The 21,222-nt window shown below is 51.4% G+C and carries 21 protein-coding genes and 1 other RNA gene; 19 read left to right on the top strand and 3 right to left on the bottom strand.

What is annotated here, in order from left to right; all coding sequences use genetic code 11:
- Positions 1-301 precede the first annotated feature (301 nt).
- From B5E82_RS09355 to B5E82_RS09345, 3 genes are all read left to right on the top strand, one after another.
- On the top strand, positions 302-1,363 hold the full coding sequence (locus B5E82_RS09355; RefSeq protein WP_087307298.1) for a hypothetical protein: 1,062 nt from the start codon (positions 302-304) through the stop codon (positions 1,361-1,363).
- 573 nt (positions 1,364-1,936) lie between these two features.
- Entirely contained in the window at positions 1,937-3,946 is a 2,010-nt protein-coding gene (gene metG, locus B5E82_RS09350) for a methionine--tRNA ligase (protein ID WP_242966291.1), read from the top strand.
- Positions 3,947-4,234: 288 nt separating this feature from the next.
- The gene (locus B5E82_RS09345) at positions 4,235-5,536 is read left to right on the top strand and encodes a S41 family peptidase (protein WP_242966290.1); all 1,302 of its coding nucleotides are present in this window, start codon (positions 4,235-4,237) and stop codon (positions 5,534-5,536) included.
- A gap of 142 nt (positions 5,537-5,678) precedes the next feature.
- Here the strand turns inward: B5E82_RS09345 and B5E82_RS09340 are convergent, their stop codons facing one another.
- Positions 5,679-5,918: a YaaL family protein gene (locus tag B5E82_RS09340; protein ID WP_087307296.1), complete on the bottom strand. Its 240-nt coding sequence runs from the start codon at positions 5,916-5,918 to the stop codon at positions 5,679-5,681.
- Positions 5,919-6,088: 170 nt separating this feature from the next.
- Between B5E82_RS09340 and B5E82_RS09335 the strand changes: the two genes are divergently transcribed.
- The 16 genes from B5E82_RS09335 (at position 6,089) to ffs (ending at position 19,503) form a co-directional block, all read left to right on the top strand.
- Positions 6,089-6,280 (top strand): pro-sigmaK processing inhibitor BofA family protein, encoded by a 192-nt coding sequence (locus B5E82_RS09335; protein WP_242966289.1) that lies wholly within the window; start codon positions 6,089-6,091, stop codon positions 6,278-6,280.
- Between the two features lie 296 nt (positions 6,281-6,576).
- The gene (locus B5E82_RS09330) at positions 6,577-7,542 is read left to right on the top strand and encodes a hypothetical protein (protein ID WP_140393113.1); all 966 of its coding nucleotides are present in this window, start codon (positions 6,577-6,579) and stop codon (positions 7,540-7,542) included.
- Positions 7,539-8,765 (top strand): CpaF family protein, encoded by a 1,227-nt coding sequence (locus B5E82_RS09325; RefSeq protein ID WP_087307293.1) that lies wholly within the window; start codon positions 7,539-7,541, stop codon positions 8,763-8,765. The genes B5E82_RS09330 and B5E82_RS09325 overlap by 4 nt, the downstream gene beginning before the upstream one ends.
- A 4-nt stretch (positions 8,766-8,769) precedes the next feature.
- Entirely contained in the window at positions 8,770-9,507 is a 738-nt protein-coding gene (locus B5E82_RS09320) for a type II secretion system F family protein (RefSeq protein ID WP_140393112.1), read from the top strand.
- A 44-nt stretch (positions 9,508-9,551) separates the two neighbouring features.
- On the top strand, positions 9,552-11,018 hold the full coding sequence (locus B5E82_RS09315) for a hypothetical protein (RefSeq protein ID WP_087307291.1): 1,467 nt from the start codon (positions 9,552-9,554) through the stop codon (positions 11,016-11,018).
- A gap of 75 nt (positions 11,019-11,093) precedes the next feature.
- On the top strand, positions 11,094-11,264 hold the full coding sequence (locus B5E82_RS09310; RefSeq protein WP_087307330.1) for a Flp1 family type IVb pilin: 171 nt from the start codon (positions 11,094-11,096) through the stop codon (positions 11,262-11,264).
- Positions 11,265-11,272: 8 nt separating this feature from the next.
- Positions 11,273-12,676, top strand: a complete 1,404-nt coding sequence (locus B5E82_RS09305; protein ID WP_087307290.1) for a DUF5702 domain-containing protein — start codon at positions 11,273-11,275, stop codon at positions 12,674-12,676.
- Positions 12,677-12,982: 306 nt separating this feature from the next.
- Positions 12,983-13,627: a hypothetical protein gene (locus B5E82_RS09300; RefSeq protein ID WP_162610750.1), complete on the top strand. Its 645-nt coding sequence runs from the start codon at positions 12,983-12,985 to the stop codon at positions 13,625-13,627.
- Between the two features lie 5 nt (positions 13,628-13,632).
- On the top strand, positions 13,633-14,058 hold the full coding sequence (locus B5E82_RS09295) for a prepilin peptidase (RefSeq protein ID WP_087307288.1): 426 nt from the start codon (positions 13,633-13,635) through the stop codon (positions 14,056-14,058).
- Complete coding sequence (locus B5E82_RS09290) at positions 14,043-14,513, top strand: TadE/TadG family type IV pilus assembly protein (protein WP_087307287.1); 471 nt, start codon at positions 14,043-14,045, stop codon at positions 14,511-14,513. Before B5E82_RS09295 ends, B5E82_RS09290 begins: the two co-directional genes overlap by 16 nt.
- Positions 14,514-14,526: 13 nt before the next feature.
- Positions 14,527-15,552 carry a DUF6382 domain-containing protein gene (locus B5E82_RS09285; RefSeq protein WP_087307286.1) on the top strand — a complete coding sequence of 342 codons (1,026 nt, stop codon included), beginning with the start codon at positions 14,527-14,529 and terminating at the stop codon, positions 15,550-15,552.
- 117 nt (positions 15,553-15,669) lie between these two features.
- Positions 15,670-16,446 (top strand): TatD family hydrolase, encoded by a 777-nt coding sequence (locus tag B5E82_RS09280; RefSeq protein WP_087307285.1) that lies wholly within the window; start codon positions 15,670-15,672, stop codon positions 16,444-16,446.
- Entirely contained in the window at positions 16,443-17,324 is an 882-nt protein-coding gene (rsmA, locus tag B5E82_RS09275; protein ID WP_087307284.1) for a 16S rRNA (adenine(1518)-N(6)/adenine(1519)-N(6))-dimethyltransferase RsmA, read from the top strand. The genes B5E82_RS09280 and rsmA overlap by 4 nt, the downstream gene beginning before the upstream one ends.
- A 174-nt stretch (positions 17,325-17,498) precedes the next feature.
- A complete protein-coding gene (locus tag B5E82_RS09270; protein WP_087307283.1) occupies positions 17,499-18,584 on the top strand; it encodes a hypothetical protein in 1,086 nt (361 codons plus the stop codon).
- 93 nt (positions 18,585-18,677) lie between these two features.
- A complete protein-coding gene (gene tadA, locus B5E82_RS09265) occupies positions 18,678-19,163 on the top strand; it encodes a tRNA adenosine(34) deaminase TadA (RefSeq protein ID WP_087307282.1) in 486 nt (161 codons plus the stop codon).
- A 77-nt stretch (positions 19,164-19,240) separates the two neighbouring features.
- An RNA gene (gene ffs, locus B5E82_RS09260) (signal recognition particle sRNA large type) lies at positions 19,241-19,503 on the top strand.
- A gap of 165 nt (positions 19,504-19,668) precedes the next feature.
- On the opposite strand, the gene sdaAA is transcribed toward ffs, so the two are convergent.
- Both sdaAA and sdaAB read right to left on the bottom strand, forming a co-directional pair.
- On the bottom strand, positions 19,669-20,544 hold the full coding sequence (gene sdaAA, locus B5E82_RS09255; RefSeq protein ID WP_087307281.1) for an L-serine ammonia-lyase, iron-sulfur-dependent, subunit alpha: 876 nt from the start codon (positions 20,542-20,544) through the stop codon (positions 19,669-19,671).
- Complete coding sequence (sdaAB, locus tag B5E82_RS09250; RefSeq protein ID WP_087307329.1) at positions 20,534-21,214, bottom strand: L-serine ammonia-lyase, iron-sulfur-dependent subunit beta; 681 nt, start codon at positions 21,212-21,214, stop codon at positions 20,534-20,536. Before sdaAB ends, sdaAA begins: the two co-directional genes overlap by 11 nt.
- Positions 21,215-21,222 lie beyond the last annotated feature (8 nt).

The raw sequence follows: 21,222 nt of genomic DNA, 5'->3' as shown, positions 1-21,222 counted from the left end.
TAAAAATCCTGTATATACTATAGCAGAGGAAGCTTATGCCTGCAAGAAGCCCCAGAGGAAGGATGAAAAGAAATAAAAGCAGTTGTGCGTAGTTCCCGGCTGTGGTATTCTGATATTGCAGATGATCGATCTGCCCGGGAAAACAGTTCTGTTTTCCTATTCCCAAAGCCTCAAATAAAAACGGAGATTACTGTGAACGAAGTGAGCAGTAACAGAAGAAGGAGTTGATGCCTATGACTGCCGCATTCTGATCTTGCAGGCCGGATATTAAAAACGTATAATGAAAGGAGAAACCAACCGGGTGAAAAGAAAGCGGTATAAATTCAGAACGGCACAAAGGATAAACCGCAAATATAAAGACAGGCTGTTCCGCTTCGTCTTTCAGAATAAAAGGGATTTGCTGGAGCTTTACAATGCGATAAACGGGACGGAATACCAGGATACAGAAGAGCTGGAAATCAATACGCTGGAGGATGTGCTTTATCTTGGCATGAAAAATGATTTGTCATTTCTCCTGGGCGCGACTGTGAATCTGTATGAACATCAGAGCACATGGAATGAAAATATGCCTTTGAGAGGGCTGTTGTACTTCGCGGAACTGTACCAGCGTTATCTGGAGGAGAATGGTTACCGTCTGACCGGAACCGGGAGAAGGCTGCCGCTGCCGTTTCCCAGGTATGTGGTATTCTACAATGGTACAAAAGAGGAACCTGATCAGATACAGCTTCTGCTGTCAGACTCTTTTCAAAGCCAGGGAAAGGACGAACTTCCCAGTCTGGAATGCAGAGCTGTTGTACTTAATATTAATTACGGACACAATCAGGCAATCATGGAACGCTGCCGCAGGCTTAAGGATTATTCTGAATTCATAGAAGAAATCCGCCGGAACCTGAGAGCGGGAATGGTGCTGGAAGACGCTGTGGAACAGGGAATCGAAGCCTGCATGAATCGGGGAATATTAGAGGATATTCTCAGGAAGAGCAAAATGGAGGTGCGTAAGATGCTGCTGACAGAGTATGATGAGAAGGCGGAGAGAGAATATCTCCGGAAAGAAGCGATTGAGATGGGCCTGGAAGAAGGCCGGGCCATGGGCTTGGAACAGGGGTTAGAACAAGGACTGCAACAAGGGCTGGAACAGGGACTGCAGCAAGGGTTGGAACAAGGGCTGCAACAAGGGCTGGAACAGGGACTGCAGCAAGGAATTCAGAAAGGAATTCAGAAAGGAATTTGTGCCTTTATTCTGGACAATTTGGAAGAAAATATCCCGAAAAAGCGGATTCTTTCCAAGCTGGAGCGAAGGTTTTTCCTGACGCCGGAACAGGCCCGGGAGTATTTTGAGAAATACGGAAGAGAAGAGCAGTAGCACATGAGGAGCGCTGCGAGCGGAACGAATGGAGGACAGGGCAAGAAGCTGCAGAGAAAACAAAAGAGAAAACGGCTTGACAAAGCTATTCTTGCGTGTTACGCTCATTTATATGAAAACCGCATATTTACTGCAAACGCTATGAAGAAAAGAGTAGGCTGAATGCGCTTTTTACAGAGAATTCCCGGAAGCTGAGAGGGATGAAGGCAAAGCGGCTGAAGATGGTTTCCGAGCGGTACGGATGAACGCAGAGCACAGAGAATCTGCGATAAGACGTGACAGGGCCGCCTGTTACAGCGGAAGGGTATAAGGACGCGGAGCTATGAAGAGCCGTCCCGTACCCGCAGAGGCCGGTTCCCGCGAGGGGCAGGCGAACAGAAGTGGTAACACGGGAATATCCCGTCTTCTTTAGTGATAAAGAAGACGGGTTTTTTATTCCCGCAGGCAGTGAGCCAAGCGGACGCGGTTCAGATACTCTTCTTGATTTTGCGCCTGGCGCGTGAATTTTACAAGTGTAATTTTGAGGTCTTGCAGTATCATTTGCAGGTTGAGAGAAAAGAAAGGGAAATAAGGATGGAAAAAGAGAAGTTTTATATGACGACGGCGATTGCCTATACTTCGGGCAAGCCGCATATCGGAAATACCTATGAGATCGTACTGGCGGACGCGATTGCGCGGTTCCGGAGAATGCAGGGATACGATGTGTTCTTTCAGACAGGAACCGACGAGCATGGACAGAAGATAGAGCTGAAGGCTCAGGAAGCGGGGGTGACGCCCAAGGAATTTGTGGATCAGGTATCTGGGGAAATCAAACGTATCTGGGATCTGATGAATACTTCTTATGATAAATTTATCCGCACGACGGATGACTACCATGAGAAGCAGGTACAGAAGATTTTCAAGAAGCTCTATGACCAGGGCGATATTTACAAGGGCTCCTATGAGGGACTGTACTGTACTCCCTGCGAATCCTTCTGGACTCCGTCACAGCTGGTGGATGGTAAGTGTCCGGACTGCGGCCGTGAGGTGCAGCCGGCGAAGGAAGAGGCGTATTTCTTCCGTATGAGCAAGTATGCGGACCGCCTGATAGATCATATCAACAGCCATCCGGAATTCATTCAGCCGGTGTCCCGGAAAAATGAGATGATGAATAATTTTCTGCTTCCGGGCCTGCAGGATCTCTGTGTATCCCGTACCTCCTTTAAGTGGGGAATCCCGGTGGATTTTGATCCGAAGCATGTGGTGTACGTGTGGCTCGACGCTCTGACCAACTACATCACCGGAATCGGTTATGACTGTGACGGAGAGTCCAGCGATCTGTTCAAGAAGAACTGGCCGGCAGACCTGCATCTGATCGGAAAGGATATTATCCGCTTCCATACCATTTACTGGCCGATTTTCCTGATGGCTCTGGATCTTCCGCTGCCGAAGCAGGTGTTCGGGCATCCCTGGCTGCTGCAGGGCGACGGCAAGATGAGCAAGTCCAAGGGCAATGTACTTTACGCGGACGACCTGGTGGATATGTTTGGCGTAGACGCAGTGCGCTTCTTTGTGCTGCATGAAATGCCCTTTGATAATGATGGCGTAATCACCTGGGAGCTGATGGTGGAGCGTATCAATTCCGAGCTGGCCAATACCCTGGGAAACCTGGTAAACCGTACCATTTCCATGTCAAACAAGTATTTTGGAGGCGTGGTGAACAATGCGGGCGTCATTGAACCTGTGGACAGAGAGCTGCGGGAGACTGCCGTGGCAGCTGCTCAGAAGGCTTCTGAGAAGATGGACGAGCTGCGCGTGGCAGACGCGATTACAGAGATTTTCACACTGTTCAAGCGGTGCAATAAATATATCGATGAGACCATGCCCTGGGCTCTGGCAAAGGATGAGAGCAAGAAAGACCGGCTGGCAACCGTGCTTTATAACCTGGTAGAGAGCATCAGCATCGGAGCCTGCCTGCTGGAGCCGTTCATGCCGGAGACTGCTGAGAAAATTCTGGCTCAGCTGGGCGCAAAGAAGCGTTCTCTGGAAGTCATGAATATGTTTGGGCTGTATCAGTCCGGTACAAAGGTAACAGATAAGCCGGAGATCCTGTTTGCCCGTCTGGATGTGAATGAGGTTCTGGCAAAGGTAGAGGAGAAAAAAGCGGCCGAGGCAGCAGGAAGTACAGCGGGGACTGCGGGAAATACAGAAGGCGCTGCCGGAGCCGGAAGCGATGGAGCAGACAGCGGAAAGGCTGTTATTGATATTGAACCGAAAGCAGAGATTACTTTTGAAGACTTCGAGAAGCTTCAGTTCCAGGTAGGAGAGATCATTGCCTGCGAGGCGGTAAAGAAGTCCAAGAAGCTTCTGTGCTCCCAGGTGCGCATCGGCAGCCAGGTGAAGCAGATTGTATCCGGAATCAAGGCCCATTACACGCCGGAGGAAATGGTCGGCAAGAAGGTTATGGTGGTAGTAAATCTGAAACCTGCCAAGCTGGCTGGAGTGCTTTCTGAGGGAATGATTCTCTGCGCGGAAGACGCGGACGGCAATCTGGCGCTGATGATGCCGGATAAGGACATGCCTGCGGGAGCGGAGATCTGCTAGAACAGAGGAGCTGCAGGCAGCCTGCGCATGAGGATGATATAAAAGTAAGGAAATAAAGAAATAAAATGTCCCTTTCAGAGTCTGGGCTTATTGCTTCGGACCCTGAAGGGGATGTTTTTTTGAAATCGAATCTTCTAAATAAACAAATTTCGCTGAAATGTAAGAAACCTGAAAGAATTTTCTTCAGCTGTCTGTAAGAAATTTTTCTTAATCTTATAGAAGATGAAATCCGGGCCGGAAAACACAATAAAGGGCTGACAGTTTCATTAGAAAGAGGAGGACAGGAAGATGGGACAGACAGGGAAAAAATGGAGACGGATTCTTGGAGCAGCGCTGGCTTTCAGCCTGATATCCGGCTGCGGCGCCGCAGCCAGTGGTGCGGAAGACTGGAATCCGGCGTTTCGAAACGCGCTGGGACTTACCCGGGAACAACGGCTGGAAGACTTCGATTATCTGGTCAGCACATTGAAGGACAGTTACCTTTGCCTTGGCATACATGATCGGGAAAATCCGGATTATCCGGCAGAGGATATCTTTCGGGATTATCGGGAGATGATAGAAGAGACAGACAGCGACGAGGCGTTTTACAGCGCGGTCTACAGCACGCTATATCTTCTGGGAACTTATGGCCATCTGTGGCTCATTGAACCGGAAGCTTATCAGGACTATCTGTCCGCCTATTGTGACAGTCAGACAGACGGACAGGCAGACACTCAGGCAGAGGAAAGGACTCACTGGAAAGAGGTACTCGAATCACCCGGGACAAAAGAAGGTTACGAGAAGCTGAAAAAGATGCTGGAGGCGCAGGAAGATGAGAGTGACGGTGAAAATGCCGGAACAGAAACGGCCGGGGAGGAAGCAGCCAATATTCATACGCTGCAGCTTCCGGCTTCTGGAATCGCTTATGTAAAAATCGACAGCTTTCCCGCAGAATATGAAGAGGATCAAAAACAGCTTTTTTCGTTTTTTGATTCACTGGAAGGTTATACGGATCTGATAATTGATGTGACCGAAAACAGCGGAGGAAGTGAGCTTTACTGGCAGAATCTCCTGGTATCGCCGTTTATAGAGGAATCGATATCCTGTACCAATTATGCGCTTCTGGCAGACAGTGAGAATAACCGGCCTTATATTGAAAATGTATTTTCGGAAGAGGAACTTCATCCGATTGGAGAACTGCCGGCGCTGCCTAAGCTGAACCGGGAGGGGCTGGAGGCCGCGGATTATTATGTGGAAAGCGTACTTCATGTATCGCCGGGAAATTACCGGGCGCCGTTTGAAGGAAGAATCTGGCTTCTGGTCGGACCGCAGGTTTATTCGGCCAGTGAATCCTTTGCTGTGTTTTGCAAAGAGACAGGCTTTGCAAAACTTGTGGGAGAGCAGACCGGGGGAGATGGAATCGGAAGCCTGGACCCTGTTTTCCTTCAGCTTCCCAACTCCGGTATTCTGGTACAGTATACTATGATGTACGGACTGAATCCCGATGGTTCGAGCAGCGAAGAAGCCGGAACCACGCCGGATATTTTGTCAGATGGATCAGAAGATCCTCTGGTGACAGCTCTGCGGGAGATAGAAAAGGCCTCCCATTGAGGGGAGGTGGAAACTGAACGGGCAAGTCGGATATCTGCGGCGTACTTATATGATGTACGCCGCAGTCCGGGGAAGGGGATAGGTGTTGGGAAAAGTGTCATGTGTTGAATTCAGATAACATTATATGACGGTATTTTGAAAATCAGAAATACGTCTGCAAATCCATCTGCTTTGCCTGTTCCAGCAGGAATTTATACCGCTTCTGCACAGAGTAGATTTCATAAGTATAGCAGTCGATCAGATCCGGATCTACGACCGCCTCGAAGTTTGCGTAGGCGGTGTCCAGTGCGTTTTTCGTGAGATAAAGGTCTTCCAGAAGCTGGCGCCGGGTAAAGGATTCGCCGGAAGTCCCCCGTGTCGGCTCTTTCTTAAAAAGACTCATGCTGCAACCCCCGCTTTTTATAAGTTTTCTTTCAGGCCTGCCGTCTGTGGTGAAGGCCTTTTTTCCGTGCTACAATATGAGTATAGGCCAGGATGAAGGAATTTATACTAAAAATAGAATATATTGGATGTCCGGACCATATAAATAATAAAAAACGAAGGACAAAAGCTATGAAGGTATTGAATTTTCTGCTGCGCATGGTATTCGGGGCGATAGGGATTCAGCTGATCAATGCTCTTCTGCTCTCCCAGAATATTTCTGTATTTGTGGGATTGAATGTGTTGACGCTTTTGACAGTCGGAAGCCTTGGAATCAGCGGGCTGGGGCTGCTTTACGGAATTGCGGCCTTCGGAATTTTGTGAATATTTTACAATGGACAAATCCGGAAAAGACAGCTATACTTTACCTACGATCGTTCAAGAAATTTCTTAATCTGGCTGATGCCGGTATCGGCGCAGCCCGTATCTGCGGTTTGACTCAAACCATAATTCCAGTTTGGACATGATTGGGACATGAAAGGGGGCGTTGCCTGGTTGAAATCATTAATAAAGTGTTACAAGAGAACGCCAAAACTCCTGCTTTTAACGAGTAGTTTTCTGCTCTTTGAATTATCTGTAAGTCTGCTGCTCGGTGCGCTGCTGTGTATGGGAGGACTTGGGTGAAAGGGAGACGGATGGCGGTATGCGGCAGAGAAAAGGGGTACGCGAAAAAGTTTGCGGAGTTTGCAAATTCGCGGAAAGACTCTCTGTTTGCGGTACATGGATTTACGGACTGGGATGAGCTTACGGCTTATACAAAAGAACATCCGGTTGACATTCTCCTTCTGTCGGAAGAATACAGGATTCAGATTTCAGAAGATAAGGGCCTGGGCAGAGTGATTCTGCTGACAGAGGAAGAATACAGGGAAGATGACGGATATCCGGCGATTTACAAGTTTCAGCCCTGCACGCAGATTCTCCGGCAGGCGCTGGATATCTATGCGGAACAAGCGCCGCAGGCTCTCGGCATGGCGCTCCGAAAGGAGGGAATGAAGAGGCTGGGAATCTACTCCCCTGTGGGGCGGACAGGAAAGACAGGGTTTGCGCTGGCGCTTGGGAAAGAAGTGGCAAAGAGACGCCGGACGCTGTATCTGAATATGGAGGAATATTCGGGATTTGCGGCGCTGTATCCCTATGAAGACGACTGGACGCTGTCGGAACTGATGTATTTTCTGAAACAGGGAAAGAAAGCCTTTGCCTGCAAGCTGGAAGGTGTGATTCAGCAGATAGGGGATCTGGATTATATTCCGCCGCTGCGTTCCCCGGTGGAACTCCGGCATATCAGCCGGGAAGACTGGGAGGCTCTGCTGGATGCGCTGGAGCGGGAAAGCCGGTATGAGGTGGTGATTCTTGACTTAAGCGGCATGGTGAACGGGCTCTTTGAACTTCTGGAAGAATGTGACTGCGTCTATACGCCTGTGGAAGAGGATGAGACGGCCAGAGCAAAAGTGTCACAATATGAGGACACCTTAGGGCTTTTGGAGCTGGAACATATTATGGAACGGACAAAGAAGCTCTGTCTGTCTGGAGGCGGGGGAATCGAATTTCTGGCAAAGGCGGAAAGCAGGAGGTGGAGCGGAGAGTGAAGGAAGACTGGGAAAAACTGCGCGCGAGGCTGCGGAGCCGGGTTCAGGACAGGCTGGATTTGTCCAGGGAGCTGACAGATGAAGAGGTGCAGGCGCTGATTGATGAGGAAATCATGGCCTGCAGCCGGAGCAGCTATCTTCTTTTGGAAGAAAAACTCCGGATGCAGAAGGAACTGTTCCATGCCATGCGGAGGCTCGATATTCTGCAGGAACTGATCGAAGATCCGGAGGTGACGGAGATCATGGTAAACGGACCGGATCACATTTTTATAGAGAAGAAGGGCAGAATTTTCCGGTGGGAGAGGAGGTTTTCCACCAGAATACAGCTGGAAGACGTGGTGCAGCAGATTGTCAGCTTCTGCAACCGGAGCGTGACCAAAGCCAGCCCCATAGCGGACGCCCGCCTCGCGGATGGCTCCAGGGTGAATATTGTGTTGGACCCGGTGGCCCTGAATGGTCCGGTGATTACGATTCGGCGTTTTCCGGAGGAGCCGGTGCGGATAGCGCAGCTGGTGAGCTGGGGATCGCTGACGGAAGAAGCTGTGGAGTTTCTGAAGGCCGCAGTCCAGGCCGGCTACAATATTTTTGTGAGTGGAGGCACCGGTTCCGGAAAGACTACATTTCTCAATGCGCTCTCGGAATTTATACCAGAGACAGCCCGGGTTATTACCATAGAGGATAATGCAGAGCTGCAGCTGGACCGGGTGCGGAATCTGGTCACGCTGGAGGCGCGGGGAGCCAATCTGGAAGGTGAGCGGGAGATTACCATCCGGGATCTGATCCGCACGGCGCTGCGGATGCGGCCAGACCGGATTATTGTAGGAGAGGTTCGCGGCGCGGAGGCTATCGATATGCTTCAGGCCATGAATACCGGACACGACGGCTCTCTGAGCACGGGACATGCGAATAGTCCGCGGGATATGCTGAGCCGTCTGGAGACTATGGTGTTGATGGGGATGGAACTGCCGCTTATGGCCATCCGGAGACAGATTTCTTCCGGGGTAGACCTGATTGTGCATCTGGGCAGGCTCCGGGACGGAAGCCGGAGAGTTCTGGAGATAGTGGAAACGGACGGAATCCGGGAAGGGGAGATCTGTCTGCATACGCTTTTTGAGTTTCAGGAAGACGTGGGAGAGGACAGACTTAAGGTTCGGGGAAGCCTCAGAAAGCGGGACGGGCTGTTCCATGAAGAAAAGATGAGAGCAGCGGGAATTGGGGGCTGAAGATATGGATTACAGGACGTATCATTTCAGCCGGAAAGAAAAGCTCAGATATGGCCTGGAAGCGGCGCTGATAACAGGAATCATAGCTCTCTGCTTTTATAATTCGCCGCTTGCGTTTGCCGCTTTTCCGCTGGTGGGAATTCAGCATTTTCGTGAAAAGGGGGAGCGGCTTGCGGAAGAGCGGAGAAAGAGGCTGAAACTTCAGTTTAAAGATGCGGTTCAGAGCATGGCGGCGGCGCTGGCGGCAGGATATTCTGCTGAAAATGCTGTCCGGGAGGCCCGAAAAGATTTAAAGCTGGTATACCCGGAAAGCGCAGATATGGTGCAGGAACTGGCAGCCATGCAGCGGAAGCTGGACGCAAATCAGACCGTGGAAGAAGCAATCCGGGATTTCGCGGCCCGAAGCGGTATGGAGGAAGCGGAAATGTTTGCGGAAATCTTTGCAACGGGAAAGAGAAATGGCGGAGATCTGATAGCGGTCATGAAGGATACCGCCCGTACCATTACGCAGACCGTGGATACGGAGCGACAGGTGGCCTCCGTGCTGGCTTCCCGCAGATATGAGCAGAGGATCATGAATGTGATTCCTTTTGCCATGATTCTTTATCTGCGGCTTGGCTGTCCGGGCTTTCTGGACCCCGTATATGGAAATGCGGCGGGAATCTGTGTCATGACAGGCTGCCTTGGGCTGTATCTGACGGCGCGTTATCTGGGAAGGCGGATGCTGGAGATAGAGATTTAACTTCTGATTGTAGAAGGGATGTGTCGAAAATAGGCGGAAAGGCGATGTTCGGGAAAAGCAGAAAGACAGAGAAGGAAAGGAAAGAGAAGGAGTACGGAGAGAAGGACGGGGAAAAGAAGGTTGAAAAGAAAGATAAAAAGGGAGAAAGAGAGAGACGGCTTTCCGGCAATATGCGGAAGATAAGCGTGTGGCTCAGGAAAAGGATCGGAGGAAAATATCCGGGCCAGGCTGAGGTAGAAGAAAACCTGAAACTTCTCGGACCGGAACGTGAAGTAAAAGAACGTGCAGAAGCTTATTACGCGGAAAAAACCGGGCTCATGTTGAAAGTCCTGGGAGCCGGTTTTGTCCTTGCTCTGCTCTTTGTCCTGACATCAGGGAGCAGCCGGGTTCTGACAGAAGGGTATTTTCTTCCCCGTAAGGAAAAGGCTTATACTCAGGAACTGCGTCTGAGTATGGAAGAAGGCGGGCAGGAAAATGTGTCCGTGAAAGTGGAGCCCCGCGCGCTGACTGCAGAGGAAAGCAGAGATCTTCTGGAGAGGGAGGTGAACCGGATGGAAGATTATATCCTGGGGGAGAACGCTTCTCTGGAAGAAGTGCGGAGCGATTTGAATCTGATTCGGGAGATCGAAGACACGCCTGTTACCGTGGAATGGGAACTGGATACTTATGAGACGCTGAATCTGGATGGAAGCCTCCGGTTGGAGAACCTGAAAGAGGAAGGCAGCCTGACGGAACTGACAGCCAGACTCGTGTGCGGAGAAGAGGAAGAGATATACCGGGCAGTCGTGAAGATTTATCCGCCGATTCCCACAGAGGAGGAGCAGTGGAAAGAGACTGTGAGCGAAGCTTTGGCTGCGGCTCAGCAGGAGAGCAGCAGTCAGAAAATGAAAAAACTGCCGGAGAGAATAGGTGGGGTTGCGGTAAGCTGGACGGAAGCACCGTCTTCTTCTGCTCTGACAGTTCTGTTCCTGACTCTGTCTGCGGCAGTCCTGGTGTATGTGGCAAAGGACCGGGAATTGAAAAAGCAGGTGCAGGAGCGGGAGCGTCAGATGCAGCGTGATTATGCCGGGATTGTAAGCAAACTGGTGCTTCTGATGGGCGCGGGAGCGGCGGCCCGGAACGCGTGGGAGACCATTGTAAAAGAGTATCAGCAAAAAAGGGATAAAGGGGAGATAAAGCCCCGGTTTGCCTATGAGGAAATGGCCCTTGCTTGTCATGAAATGCAGAGCGGTGTGGCAGAGACAAAGGTATATGAAAATTTCGGGATTCGATGCCGCCTGCCCTGTTATCTGAAGCTGTCAGCTCTTTTGGAGCAGAATCTCCGAAAAGGAAGTAAGGGGTTAAGCCAGATCCTGAACGCGGAGATTCTGGAAGCCTTTGAACAGAGGAAGGACTGCGCCCGGAATCAGGGGGAAGAAGCGGCAACAAGGCTTTTATTTCCGATGGTCATGATGCTGGCAGTCGTAATGATTCTGATACTGATCCCTGCAGGAATGTCCATGCAGATGTAGCAGAAAGATGCAGATGTGATAGAAGCGGAAAGTGAGAAAACAAAAACCATACAGGCGGGAAAGGATGAACTGAATATGAAATATTGGTGGAAACGTTTTTGGAAGGAAGAGGATGGAATCGGTACGGTGGAGATGATCCTGATCCTTGTGGTATTGATTGCCCTCGTGATCATATTTAAAAATCAGCTTACCTCTCTGGTCAATGAGATCTTTGACAAGATCACAAGTCAGAGCAGGCTGGTATAAGAGCGGTTATGAGCAGCAGGATATGGAAACGGGGAGAGATTACAGTCTTTCTGAGCATGCTGCTGGCGGTGCTTCTGTTTTTCTTTCAGGCCGCGCTGGAATCTGCCCGTTACGCGATGCTACGCAGTCAGACGCAGGAGGCTCTGGAGCTGGCGGAATACTCAGTTCTTTCTGAATATCACAGAGAGCTGCTGGATATTTACGGATTGTTTTATCTGGATCTGAGCTATGGAGGGGGAGCAGAGGATACAGAGTATCTGAACCGGAGAATCACCGGTTTTCTGGACGCAAATCTGTCCGAAGGAGAGACGGCCGGGGTAGATACCTGGGATTATTCCAGGGCGACGGACGGAAAGGGGACTGCGTATTATGAGCAGGCGGTGGCTTATATGAAGCAGAAGACGGGAGCCTCCCTTCTGCAGAAGCTGAAGCAGTATGAAGAATATGGAAGTCAGGCCTCCGGAAATGAAGAGAGCTATGCTCAGGCAGATGCACGTGAGAATCAGAATCTGGAAGAGTTGAAAAAACGCCGGGAGGAAGAAGAGGAGAAGAGCACGCCGGACCCGGTTTCCAATACAAACAGTCTGAAACGGGGAAGCATCTTAAATCTGGTGGTAAAGGAGCCGGACAAGCTGTCCGGGAAAAAGGCGGATTTAAGCACGATGCCTTCCGCAAGAGTGCTTCTTTCGGGAGCAGGTCCCCGGGGACGGAACAGTCCGGGTGTGGGCAATGACGTGTTTTTCCTGGCATATCTTCTGGAGCATTTTCCGGATGCGGCCGAGTATCTGGCAGAAGGAAAGGAGAGCGGAGCCTGGCTGGATTATCAGCTGGAGTACCTCATAGCCGGAAAGGATACAGACATTGCCAATCTGGAAGCGGTTTGCGGAAGGCTTTTGGCTATCCGGGAAGGCATGAATTATGCATATCTGCTGTCTGATTCTGCAAAGGTAGCAGAGTGTGCGGCTCTGGCGGCAGCGCTGGTGGGCGCTACAATGATTCCCGGTCTGGTAGAAGCCATGAAGCAGGTACTGCTTCTGGCATGGGCTTTCGCAGAGAGCGTCCTGGATGTACGGATGCTGCTGAATGGAAAAAGGACAGCGTTTTTTAAGAATAATTCCACCTGGAAGCTGTCTCTGTCCGGGGCTTTGGAAGCGGGGGCTCTTTCCGGGTTTGATGAGCAGGAGGACCCGGAAGGGCTTTTGTACCAGGATTATCTGGGAATCCTGCTTACACTGACCGGACGGGAACATAAAATGATGAGAAGCCTGGATGCCATAGAGGGTGTAATCCGGGAACAGTCAGGCGGGCACTGGTTTTATATCGATCAGTGTACAGATGCTTTCTGGTTCCGGGCGGTATGTACAAATGGACAGGAGCTGACGGCAGAGCGCTGGATAGGGTACGAATGGTAAAAAACGAACGGTTTTGAAGAGGTAAGAAAGGGGTGTACCGTGATGTTTTTTCGTACGGGGGTGTGTCTAATTAAATTCAAAGCTCTCCAGGCAGCGGCAGATGGTCGGGCTGTCATTCTGACAATCAATTCTGACAACTCTCTTTCCCATCCCTGTGCCGAAAAAACATCACGGTGCGCCTCTTTCAGAAAAAGAGGAAGCCTGACAGTAGAGGCTGCGCTTGTATTTCCTTTGTTCCTTTTTGCGCTGACAGCCTTCTTGTCGCTGTTTTTCCTGGTTCAGGTTCGTGTGGAGATAGGACGTGCGTTGACAGATACAGGACGGGAATTGGCGCAGATGGCTTATTTTTTGGAAGATGCAGGAAGTCTGGCTCCTTCGGCGATGGCCATGCTTTACGGACAGAGAGAAGTGGAAGCCTATCTGGAGGATCGGGTGGCAGCGGAAATTATAAAGGACGGAGCGGACGGAATCTCTTTTCTGGGAACAGTCTGGAATGAGGAGGATTCTGTGCTGACGCTGCGGGCTTCTTTTCAGGCAGTGCTTCCGCCCTGGATTCTCTGGTTCCGGCCGGTTCAGATTTCCGTGGAGCGCTCAGTCCGCGGGTTTACCGGATTTGCCGGGAGAAGCGGCATTCCGGAAATAGAGGACAGCGAAATCGTCTACGTGACAGATCACGGAACTGTGTATCACAGGGATTTAGGCTGCCGGCATCTGAAACTGTCTGTTCAGCAGACGGAGCTGGATAAAGTGGAAGAGCTCCGCAATGGGGACGGGGCAAAATATTATCCCTGCGAACGCTGCTGGAAAGAAGGTTCCGAAATCGTGTTCCTGACGGAAGAGGGAAACCGGTATCATCAGACGCTGAACTGCTCTTCGCTGGTCCGGGGAATTCATGCGGTTCGTCTTTGGGAGACAGGAGGGCTGCCGCCTTGTTCGGTGTGTGGAGGATAGGATATATGTGGAGCGAATATTGTGTGATTCTGCTGCTGGTATGGAATGCCAGGCAGGATCTGCGGCAGCATGAGGTCAGCATTCCGAGTCTTGGAATTTTTGCCGCCGCAGGGATTCTGGTGAATCTGCTGCTGAAATATCAGAGCAGTCTTGAGCTTCTGACAGGTATCGGATCTGGAGTTTTTGTGCTGGCGGCAGCGGCCGTAACCAGGGGCGCCATCGGATTCGGGGACGGTCTGCTGCTCTGTGTAACGGGCATTTATCTGGGAGGTTCAGAGAATATGCAGCTTTTGATGGCAGGACTGATTCTGTGCGCGCTGGTTCTGGGAGCAGGGCTGATACTGGGAAAGGCCGGCTGGAAGCAGCAGTTTCCTTTTGTACCTTTCCTGTGCCTGGCACAGTTTGGGAGGATGCTATGGAAAGTGGTATGAAGGTAAAAAGCAGAAAGAGAAGGCCAAAAGAAACGGCGGTGTCAAAATGGAAAAGCGGAAGCTTTACCGTAGAAGCTTCTCTGCTTCTTCCTTTCCTGTTGTTTCTTATATTTGTATTTTTCATTCTCAGTCTCTATCTCCATGACAGAAGCGTTCTGATTTCCTGCGCGGCGGAGCTGGCAGGAAAAGGGGCGGCGCGTAAGTATGAGACAGAAGAGCATCTGGAAAACTGGCTTACCGGACAGGCCGCAGGTCTGGCAGATGAGAGACTTCTTCTGCTGCGGCTGACGGGTGTTTCTGTGGAAGTGGCAGACAGCTCTGTAACAGTCTGCTATGAAGGAAGCACCTCCCTTCTGGGCGGTCTGGATGTCAGGGAAGAAGAGACTGCGCAGCGGCTGAATCCGGTGGATTTTATCCGAAACAGCCGGCGATTGAAAAATCTAATCGAGGAATAGGAGCAGGTATCGTATGAATGTGTCATATAAAAGAGAGCTGAATCACAATTATCTGGTACTGGAGCAGGAGGAGTACCAGGAAAATTATCAGACGGGTATGCTGCTGAAAAACAAAATTCCGGGATTCCTGGAATGCAGAATGAGCAGATTTGACAGGGGAGCGTCTCTGTTTTATGAGATTACTTCCCGGCAGAGTCTGCGTCTGGTACTGGAGCGGAAAAAGCTGAAGCTTCCGGAGCTTCTAAAGCTGCTGCGCGGCATGTATCAGGCGGTATGTTCCTGTGAAGAATACCTTCTGGATGTGGAGCGGCTTTTGCTGACGCCGGATTTTATCTATATTGATCCGGATGAATGGACATCCTTTTTCTGCTTTTTTCCCTTTGAAACACAAGACCCGGGAGGAGAGCTTCTGGAACTGGCGGAATATTTTCTGGACCGTCTGGACAGACAGGACTCGGGAGCGGTTACGCTGGGATATGAATTTTACAGGATTGCGGGAGAAGAAAATCCGTCGCTGGGAAAGCTGCTGAAGACATGGCAGGAAGAGAACGGACTGCCGGAAGACAGACAGGGGCAGCAGGAAGAATCTGAGAGAAAGATTATCCGGTATGACGGAAACGGGCAGACGGTGGTAGAAGAAGACTGCATCCGGGAGCGGGAACCGGAACGGAATTTTGACGCGGTTTCCCCGGAATGGACGGAAAAGCCGGAAGGAGGGACCTCGTTTCTCTCCAAAGCCAGGGAGCCGGGCCTTTTTCTGCGGAGTGAAAGCGCGGCCTATCCGGATCTGCGGATTACGAAGGACAGCTTTTTAATAGGAAAGAAAAAAGACGCGGTGGATGGATGGCTGAAGGCCAGAGGGATTTCCCGGATACATGGAAGGATCTCCAGGGAGGAGGACTGCTATTATCTGACAGACCTGAACTCCACAAACGGGACATATCTGAATGGAGGACGCCTGGAAGTCAATGAAAAGGCAAGGCTCCGGCCCGGCGACTGCGTGGGGTTCGCGGATGTGAGATATGTGGTGGAGGGATAGTACCGGCATACCAGGGCGTATTGTCCTCTGTACACCGATGCAAAAAGCGGTACTGGATTTTTGGGCAGTGGTTCTGTATAATGAGAAGAAAACGAGGAAAGAGAGTGCGGCGGAAAGATGATATTTGAAAGCCATGCCCATTATGACGATGAAGCCTTTGATTCCGATCGAAGCGAGCTTCTTTCTCAGTGTCAGAATCAGGGAATTGAATATATTGTAAATGTAAGCGCCAGCCTGGGGTCAGTGAAATCGACGCTTGCGCTGGCAGAAGAGTATCCTTTTATCTATGCGGCAGTGGGAATCCATCCGGATGAGGTGGGAGAGCTGAATGAGGAAAACTTTGCATGGCTGAAGGAGCAGTGCCGGCATCCAAAAACCGTGGCAGCAGGAGAAATCGGCCTGGACTATTACTGGGATAAGGAAAACCATGAGACTCAGAAATACTGGTTCCGGAGACAGATGGATCTGGCAAAAGAGTTGGAGCTTCCGATTATTGTACACAGCCGGGAGGCATGCGCTGACACACTGGAGGAGATTAAAAAGGCCCATACGCCAAAGCTTAAGGGCGTGATCCACTGCTTTTCCTATGCGCCCGAGACGGCCCGGGAATATCTTGAAATGGGATACTATATCGGAGTCGGCGGCGTTGTAACCTTCAAGAATGCCAAAAAACTGAAAGAGGTCGTGAAGATGCTGCCGCCGGAGCGGATTCTGCTGGAGACAGACTGTCCGTACCTGGCCCCGGTTCCAAACCGTGGAAAACGCAATTCCTCTCTGAATCTTCCCTATGTGGCGGAAGCGGTTGCGGAGCTCAAGGGAATGGAGACAGAGGAAGTGATCCGTATTACAAATGAAAATGCCAGAAAACTATATTTTCAGGGGAGAGAGTTATGAGCAGACCGGTTCCAAGCCTGGGAAATCCCAAAAATACCATAGAGATACTGAACAAATATAAGTTTGTCTTTCAGAAAAGATACGGACAGAACTTTCTGATTGACGAGCATGTGCTGGGGAAAATCATCCGTTCCGCAGGGATAACGGAGGATGATTTTGTGATCGAGATAGGTCCCGGAATCGGTACGCTGACCCAGTATCTTGCATATTCTGCAAGAGAGGTGGCGGCGATCGAGATAGATGACGCTCTGCTTCCCATTCTGGAGGATACGCTCAGCGGTTACGATAATGTGACGGTGATTCACGAAGATGTGCTGAAGGTGAATCTGACAAAGCTTGTGGAAGAAAAGAACGGAGGAAAACCCGTCAAGGTAGTGGCGAATCTTCCCTACTATATTACAACGCCGATTATCATGGGTCTGTTTGAAAACCATGTTCCGGTGGAAAGCATTACGATTATGGTTCAGAAAGAAGTGGCGGACCGTATGAAGACGGGGCCGGGTTCCAAGGATTACGGCGCGCTGTCCCTGGCCGTGCAGTATTACGCCAGGCCAGAGTTGGTGGCCAACGTTCCGCCAAACTGCTTTATGCCCCGTCCCCGGGTGGGTTCAGCCGTTATCCGGCTGACAAAGCATGAAAAGCCGTCAGTAGAAGTGCAGGATGAAAAACTGATGTTTCAGATTATCCGGGCATCCTTCAATCAGCGCAGAAAAACGCTGGTCAACGGACTTTACAATGCGCCGGAGCTCCATATTCCCAAGGAATGCACAGCGGCTGTCCTGGAAGAGATGGGACTTGCTCCCGGTATACGGGGAGAAGCGCTGGAGCTCTCACAGTTTGCCGAGCTGAGCAGCCGGCTGAAAGACAAAAGCGAATAGGTTTCCGGCAGCGGGAACGTCCTTGTTAATTAAGGATAGCGTCGGTGTACAAGGGACCGTATTGTCCCTTGGTGCACCGACGCTATGCCAGAGAAAAGAATAAAAAGATTCTGGAATGAAGAGGACAGGTCAGGCATAGAATATCTTAGCAAATGAGAGAAAGGGAGGGATTCTTTGTCTGACTATAAACGGTTTGTCTCCTACATTTACGGATACGAGCAGGGAGAAAAAAGAGAAAATACAGGGTTTGTCAAGGTAAATGCCCGCGGAGACGAATGTAAGATCTGGGTGCACGTGAAGGGATTCTACAGCCACCGGCAGAGGCCCTATCGGGTTTACGTATTTACGCAGAAAAGAGAACGGCTGGAGGGACAGTATCTGGGCGAGCTGGAAAGCCGCAATGGAGCGCTGGAGTGGAATGGAGTAACCAGAACGGACAGCCTTATGGGCGGCTTCAGCCTGGATGAGAGCCGGGGAATTTATATCGAAGGGGAAAACCGCGTCTTTGCCGCAGAGTGGGACGACTATCCGGTAGACGTAGACAGGTTTGAGCCCCTTGAGAGGTCTGCCAGGCAGAGGAATGTGGAGGAAAATACAGGAAAAGATAATCAAAGCGGTGCGGAAAGGGTGGCGGAACGGCCAAAGCAGGAAGAGCAGACTGATCTGATGAGAAATGCTGGGATGAATTTTCAGATGGCACAGGCGGCCAGGCTGGAACCGGAGCCAGAGCCGGAGCAAATATCAAAGCCATGGACAGAACTGGAGACGGAGTCTGAGCCGGAACCTCTACAGGCGGCCCAGCTGAAGCCAGACTGGACGCGGCAGGAACAGGAAAAAAAGAGAGCGCAGACGGAGCCTGAAATGCTTGTTCCAGAAGACCCCAGAAGAAGGCAGTGGGAATACCTGGTGTCTCATTTTCCGGCAGTACGCTATCAGGATGGAGGTGGAGACATTTTGTCTGGAATACGTCTGGGGAACAGGGAACTGTCCAGGATTCCCCGGGACAAATGGGGGCTTGGAAATAACAGTTTTCTGCTTCACGGCTTTTACCAGCATCACCACCTTCTTCTGTTCCGTAAGCAGACGGAGAGGCAGATAAGCTATTACATAGGAGTTCCAGGCATCTACAATGAAAAGGAGCAGATGCTTGCTTCCATGTTCGGCTTTGAAGAGTTCAAGGTGATGAAAGGGCCGGATGCGCAGACGCAGACACAGGCACCGGAAGAAAGCTTCGGTTACTGGTGCCGCCTGCTGAAATAACCGGCCGGAGCCGGGCGGGAAAGACGGCAGGGGAAGATGTCAGGGGAAACGGAATCTGGCCTTTTGAAAAACAGAGGAAAAGGAAGGACAAGAATGACAGCAGATGAAAAATATATGAAGGAGGCCCTGCGTCAGGCCAGGAAGGCCTGGGCTCTGATGGAGGTGCCCATAGGCTGTGTCATTGTGCAGAATGATAAAATCATAGCAAGGGGTTACAACCGGCGGAATACGGACAAGAATACACTTTCCCACGCGGAACTGAACGCGATTCGGAAAGCCAGTAAAAAGACCGGAGACTGGAGGTTGGAAGACTGCACTATGTACATTACGCTGGAGCCCTGTCAGATGTGCGCCGGAGCGATTGTACAGGCCCGTATGGGGCGGGTGGTGATCGGGGCCATGAACCCCAAAGCCGGCTGCGCCGGTTCTGTCCTGAACCTTCTGGAGATGCCGGAATTCAACCACCAGGTTCAGGTGGAACGGGGAGTGCTGGGCGAGGAGTGCAGCAGGATACTGACAGAGTTTTTTAAGGAGCTGAGGAGCCGGAAAGCGGCAGAAGCTCTGCCAGAAAGCCGTTGACAAACAGGCAAATTAAGGGTATACTATCGAAGACAGTCCTCAGAGACTGCCGTGCAGATTAATATGTCATAAAATTTCCGCGCAGCCGGGGAATTAGCGGTGCCCTGTACCTGCAATCCGCTACAGCAGGGGTGATATTCTGCCCCGGACTTTATGAACAGTGTGCAGCCCTTTGTAAGCAGCACTGACGCTTGGGTCTTGCGCAACAGGAATCTGTGAACCGGGTCAGGTCAGGAATGAAGCAGCCCTAAGCGGAACCTCCTGTGTGCCGCGAGGCAGCCTGGGCCGAGCCGGCTGCAGAGGTAACGGCACTGTTCAGGGTTCAAAGCAGAATGCGCGGATTTAAAATAAAAGATAAAGCTCTGCATAAGAGCTGGAAAAAAGACTTCCACCTTTGGTTGTGGAAGCCTTTTTTGGTTTATCAGGATATGGCAGCCAGACCTGGGACGGCCATATCCTGACAGCCTTCTGCTTTTCCTTCTGTTTTTAAATATTTTTAAAGCTTCTAAAGATTTTCCCGCAGCCTTTCGCTGACCGCCCGGCCGGCGGCCGTGGCGGCCAGTCCGCCTTCGGCAGTCTCCCGCAGGGAGCTGTTCATCTGATCGCCGATTTCCTTCATAGCGTCAAAGACCTGATCGGCGGGAATGGTGCTGCGGATTCCGGCCAGGGCCATATCCGCGGCAGCCATGGCATTGACAGCCCCGATGACGTTTCGTTTTACGCAGGGGACCTCTACCAGTCCGGCGACCGGATCGCAGACCAGTCCCAGAAGATTTTTCAGGGCAATGGCAGCAGCATCGGCCATCTGTTCCGGGCTTCCGCCCCGCAGAAAGACGAGGGCGCCGGCGGCCATAGAGGATGCCGAACCGATCTCTGCCTGACACCCCCCCATGGCGCCTGCAATATACGCTCTTGCGGCTATGATCTGGCCGATGCCGGCGGCGGTAAACAGGGCTTCGGTCATCTGGTCATCCGAATATCCGTCCTGCTCGGCGGCGGTGACGAGAACGGCAGGAAGGACACCGCAGGCTCCGGCCGTGGGGGCCGCCACGATTCTTTTCATACAGGCATTGGATTCTCCCAGGCGGAGCGCCCGCATGATAACCTTTCCCATGGTTTCTCCGCAGAGGGGATGGCAGGTATTCAGATAATCCTCCATCTGCCCGGCTGCGCCGCCTACAAGTCCGCTGTGGGAGCGCAGAGTTCTGTCATAATCCTGTTCAGAGCTGCGCATGGCTTCCCACATACGGCTCATCTGTGTCCAGGTTTCCTCCCGGGATACGCCCCGATCACTCATATCCTCCTGAATTACAGCCTCTGCTGTGGATATGTTTTTGTCAGCGCTGGATCTCAGCCATTCTTCCATTGATTCAAACGCCATGTTCATCCTCCTGTACTGTGTTCAGATAGGTTACTTTAATAACACCTTCCAGATGGGCAAGCCAGGCAACAGAGTCCTCCGGAATCGGCTGGTCGGTTTCCAGCACCATGACGGCGTAGCCGCCCCGCTTGTTCCGGTAAAGCTGCATGGTAGCAATGTTTACGGACTTGTGGGACAGCATGGAAGTGACCTCGGCCACATGACCAGGCTGATCCAGGTTGTGGACGATAAGCGTGGGACTTTCTCCGGTGAAATTTACATCAATGCCGTCCAGTTTGTTTACCATGATCCGGCCGCCGCCCAGAGAAGAAGCCTGAAGCTCCAGTTCCCGTCCGTCTTCGGTTTCCACATGAAGAAGAGCTGTGTTTGGATGGGCGTCTTTGAGCTGTATTTTCCGGAACTGTATTTCCATTCCCTGTTCCCGCGCCAGCTGCAGGCTGTCGGGAATACGGGTATCATCGGGCTGCATACCTAAAAGACCAGCTGCAAGGGCCCGATCCGTGCCATGTCCTCTGCCGGTAGCGGCGAAAGAACCTGCCAGGGCGATGTCCGCTTTTGCGGGGGCTTTTCCGAGCAGTCTGCGTGTAATCAGCCCGATTCGCACGGCGCCTGCCGTATGAGAACTGGAAGGGCCTACCATAACCGGGCCCAGGATGTCATATAAATTCATGTCCGTAC

Origin of the sequence: Lachnoclostridium sp. An138 (genome assembly GCF_002160765.1) — a bacterium.
Classification (GTDB): domain Bacteria; phylum Bacillota; class Clostridia; order Lachnospirales; family Lachnospiraceae; genus Laedolimicola; species Laedolimicola faecalis.
This window is presented reverse-complemented; position numbering and strand designations above follow the sequence as displayed.

Coding starts and splice junctions, on each gene's coding strand:
- B5E82_RS09310 (WP_087307330.1), top strand. CDS start 11,094: ATGAAATATTGGTGGAAACGTTTTTGGAAGGAAGAGGATGGAATCGGT.
- B5E82_RS09290 (WP_087307287.1), top strand. CDS start 14,043: ATGGAAAGTGGTATGAAGGTAAAAAGCAGAAAGAGAAGGCCAAAAGAA.
- B5E82_RS09315 (WP_087307291.1), top strand. CDS start 9,552: ATGTTCGGGAAAAGCAGAAAGACAGAGAAGGAAAGGAAAGAGAAGGAG.
- B5E82_RS09280 (WP_087307285.1), top strand. CDS start 15,670: ATGATATTTGAAAGCCATGCCCATTATGACGATGAAGCCTTTGATTCC.
- B5E82_RS09340 (WP_087307296.1), bottom strand. CDS start 5,918: ATGAGTCTTTTTAAGAAAGAGCCGACACGGGGGACTTCCGGCGAATCC.
- B5E82_RS09305 (WP_087307290.1), top strand. CDS start 11,273: ATGAGCAGCAGGATATGGAAACGGGGAGAGATTACAGTCTTTCTGAGC.
- metG (WP_242966291.1), top strand. CDS start 1,937: ATGGAAAAAGAGAAGTTTTATATGACGACGGCGATTGCCTATACTTCG.
- B5E82_RS09295 (WP_087307288.1), top strand. CDS start 13,633: ATGTGGAGCGAATATTGTGTGATTCTGCTGCTGGTATGGAATGCCAGG.
- sdaAB (WP_087307329.1), bottom strand. CDS start 21,214: ATGAATTTATATGACATCCTGGGCCCGGTTATGGTAGGCCCTTCCAGT.
- B5E82_RS09345 (WP_242966290.1), top strand. CDS start 4,235: ATGGGACAGACAGGGAAAAAATGGAGACGGATTCTTGGAGCAGCGCTG.
- B5E82_RS09285 (WP_087307286.1), top strand. CDS start 14,527: ATGAATGTGTCATATAAAAGAGAGCTGAATCACAATTATCTGGTACTG.
- sdaAA (WP_087307281.1), bottom strand. CDS start 20,544: ATGGCGTTTGAATCAATGGAAGAATGGCTGAGATCCAGCGCTGACAAA.
- tadA (WP_087307282.1), top strand. CDS start 18,678: ATGACAGCAGATGAAAAATATATGAAGGAGGCCCTGCGTCAGGCCAGG.
- rsmA (WP_087307284.1), top strand. CDS start 16,443: ATGAGCAGACCGGTTCCAAGCCTGGGAAATCCCAAAAATACCATAGAG.
- B5E82_RS09335 (WP_242966289.1), top strand. CDS start 6,089: ATGAAGGTATTGAATTTTCTGCTGCGCATGGTATTCGGGGCGATAGGG.
- B5E82_RS09320 (WP_140393112.1), top strand. CDS start 8,770: ATGGATTACAGGACGTATCATTTCAGCCGGAAAGAAAAGCTCAGATAT.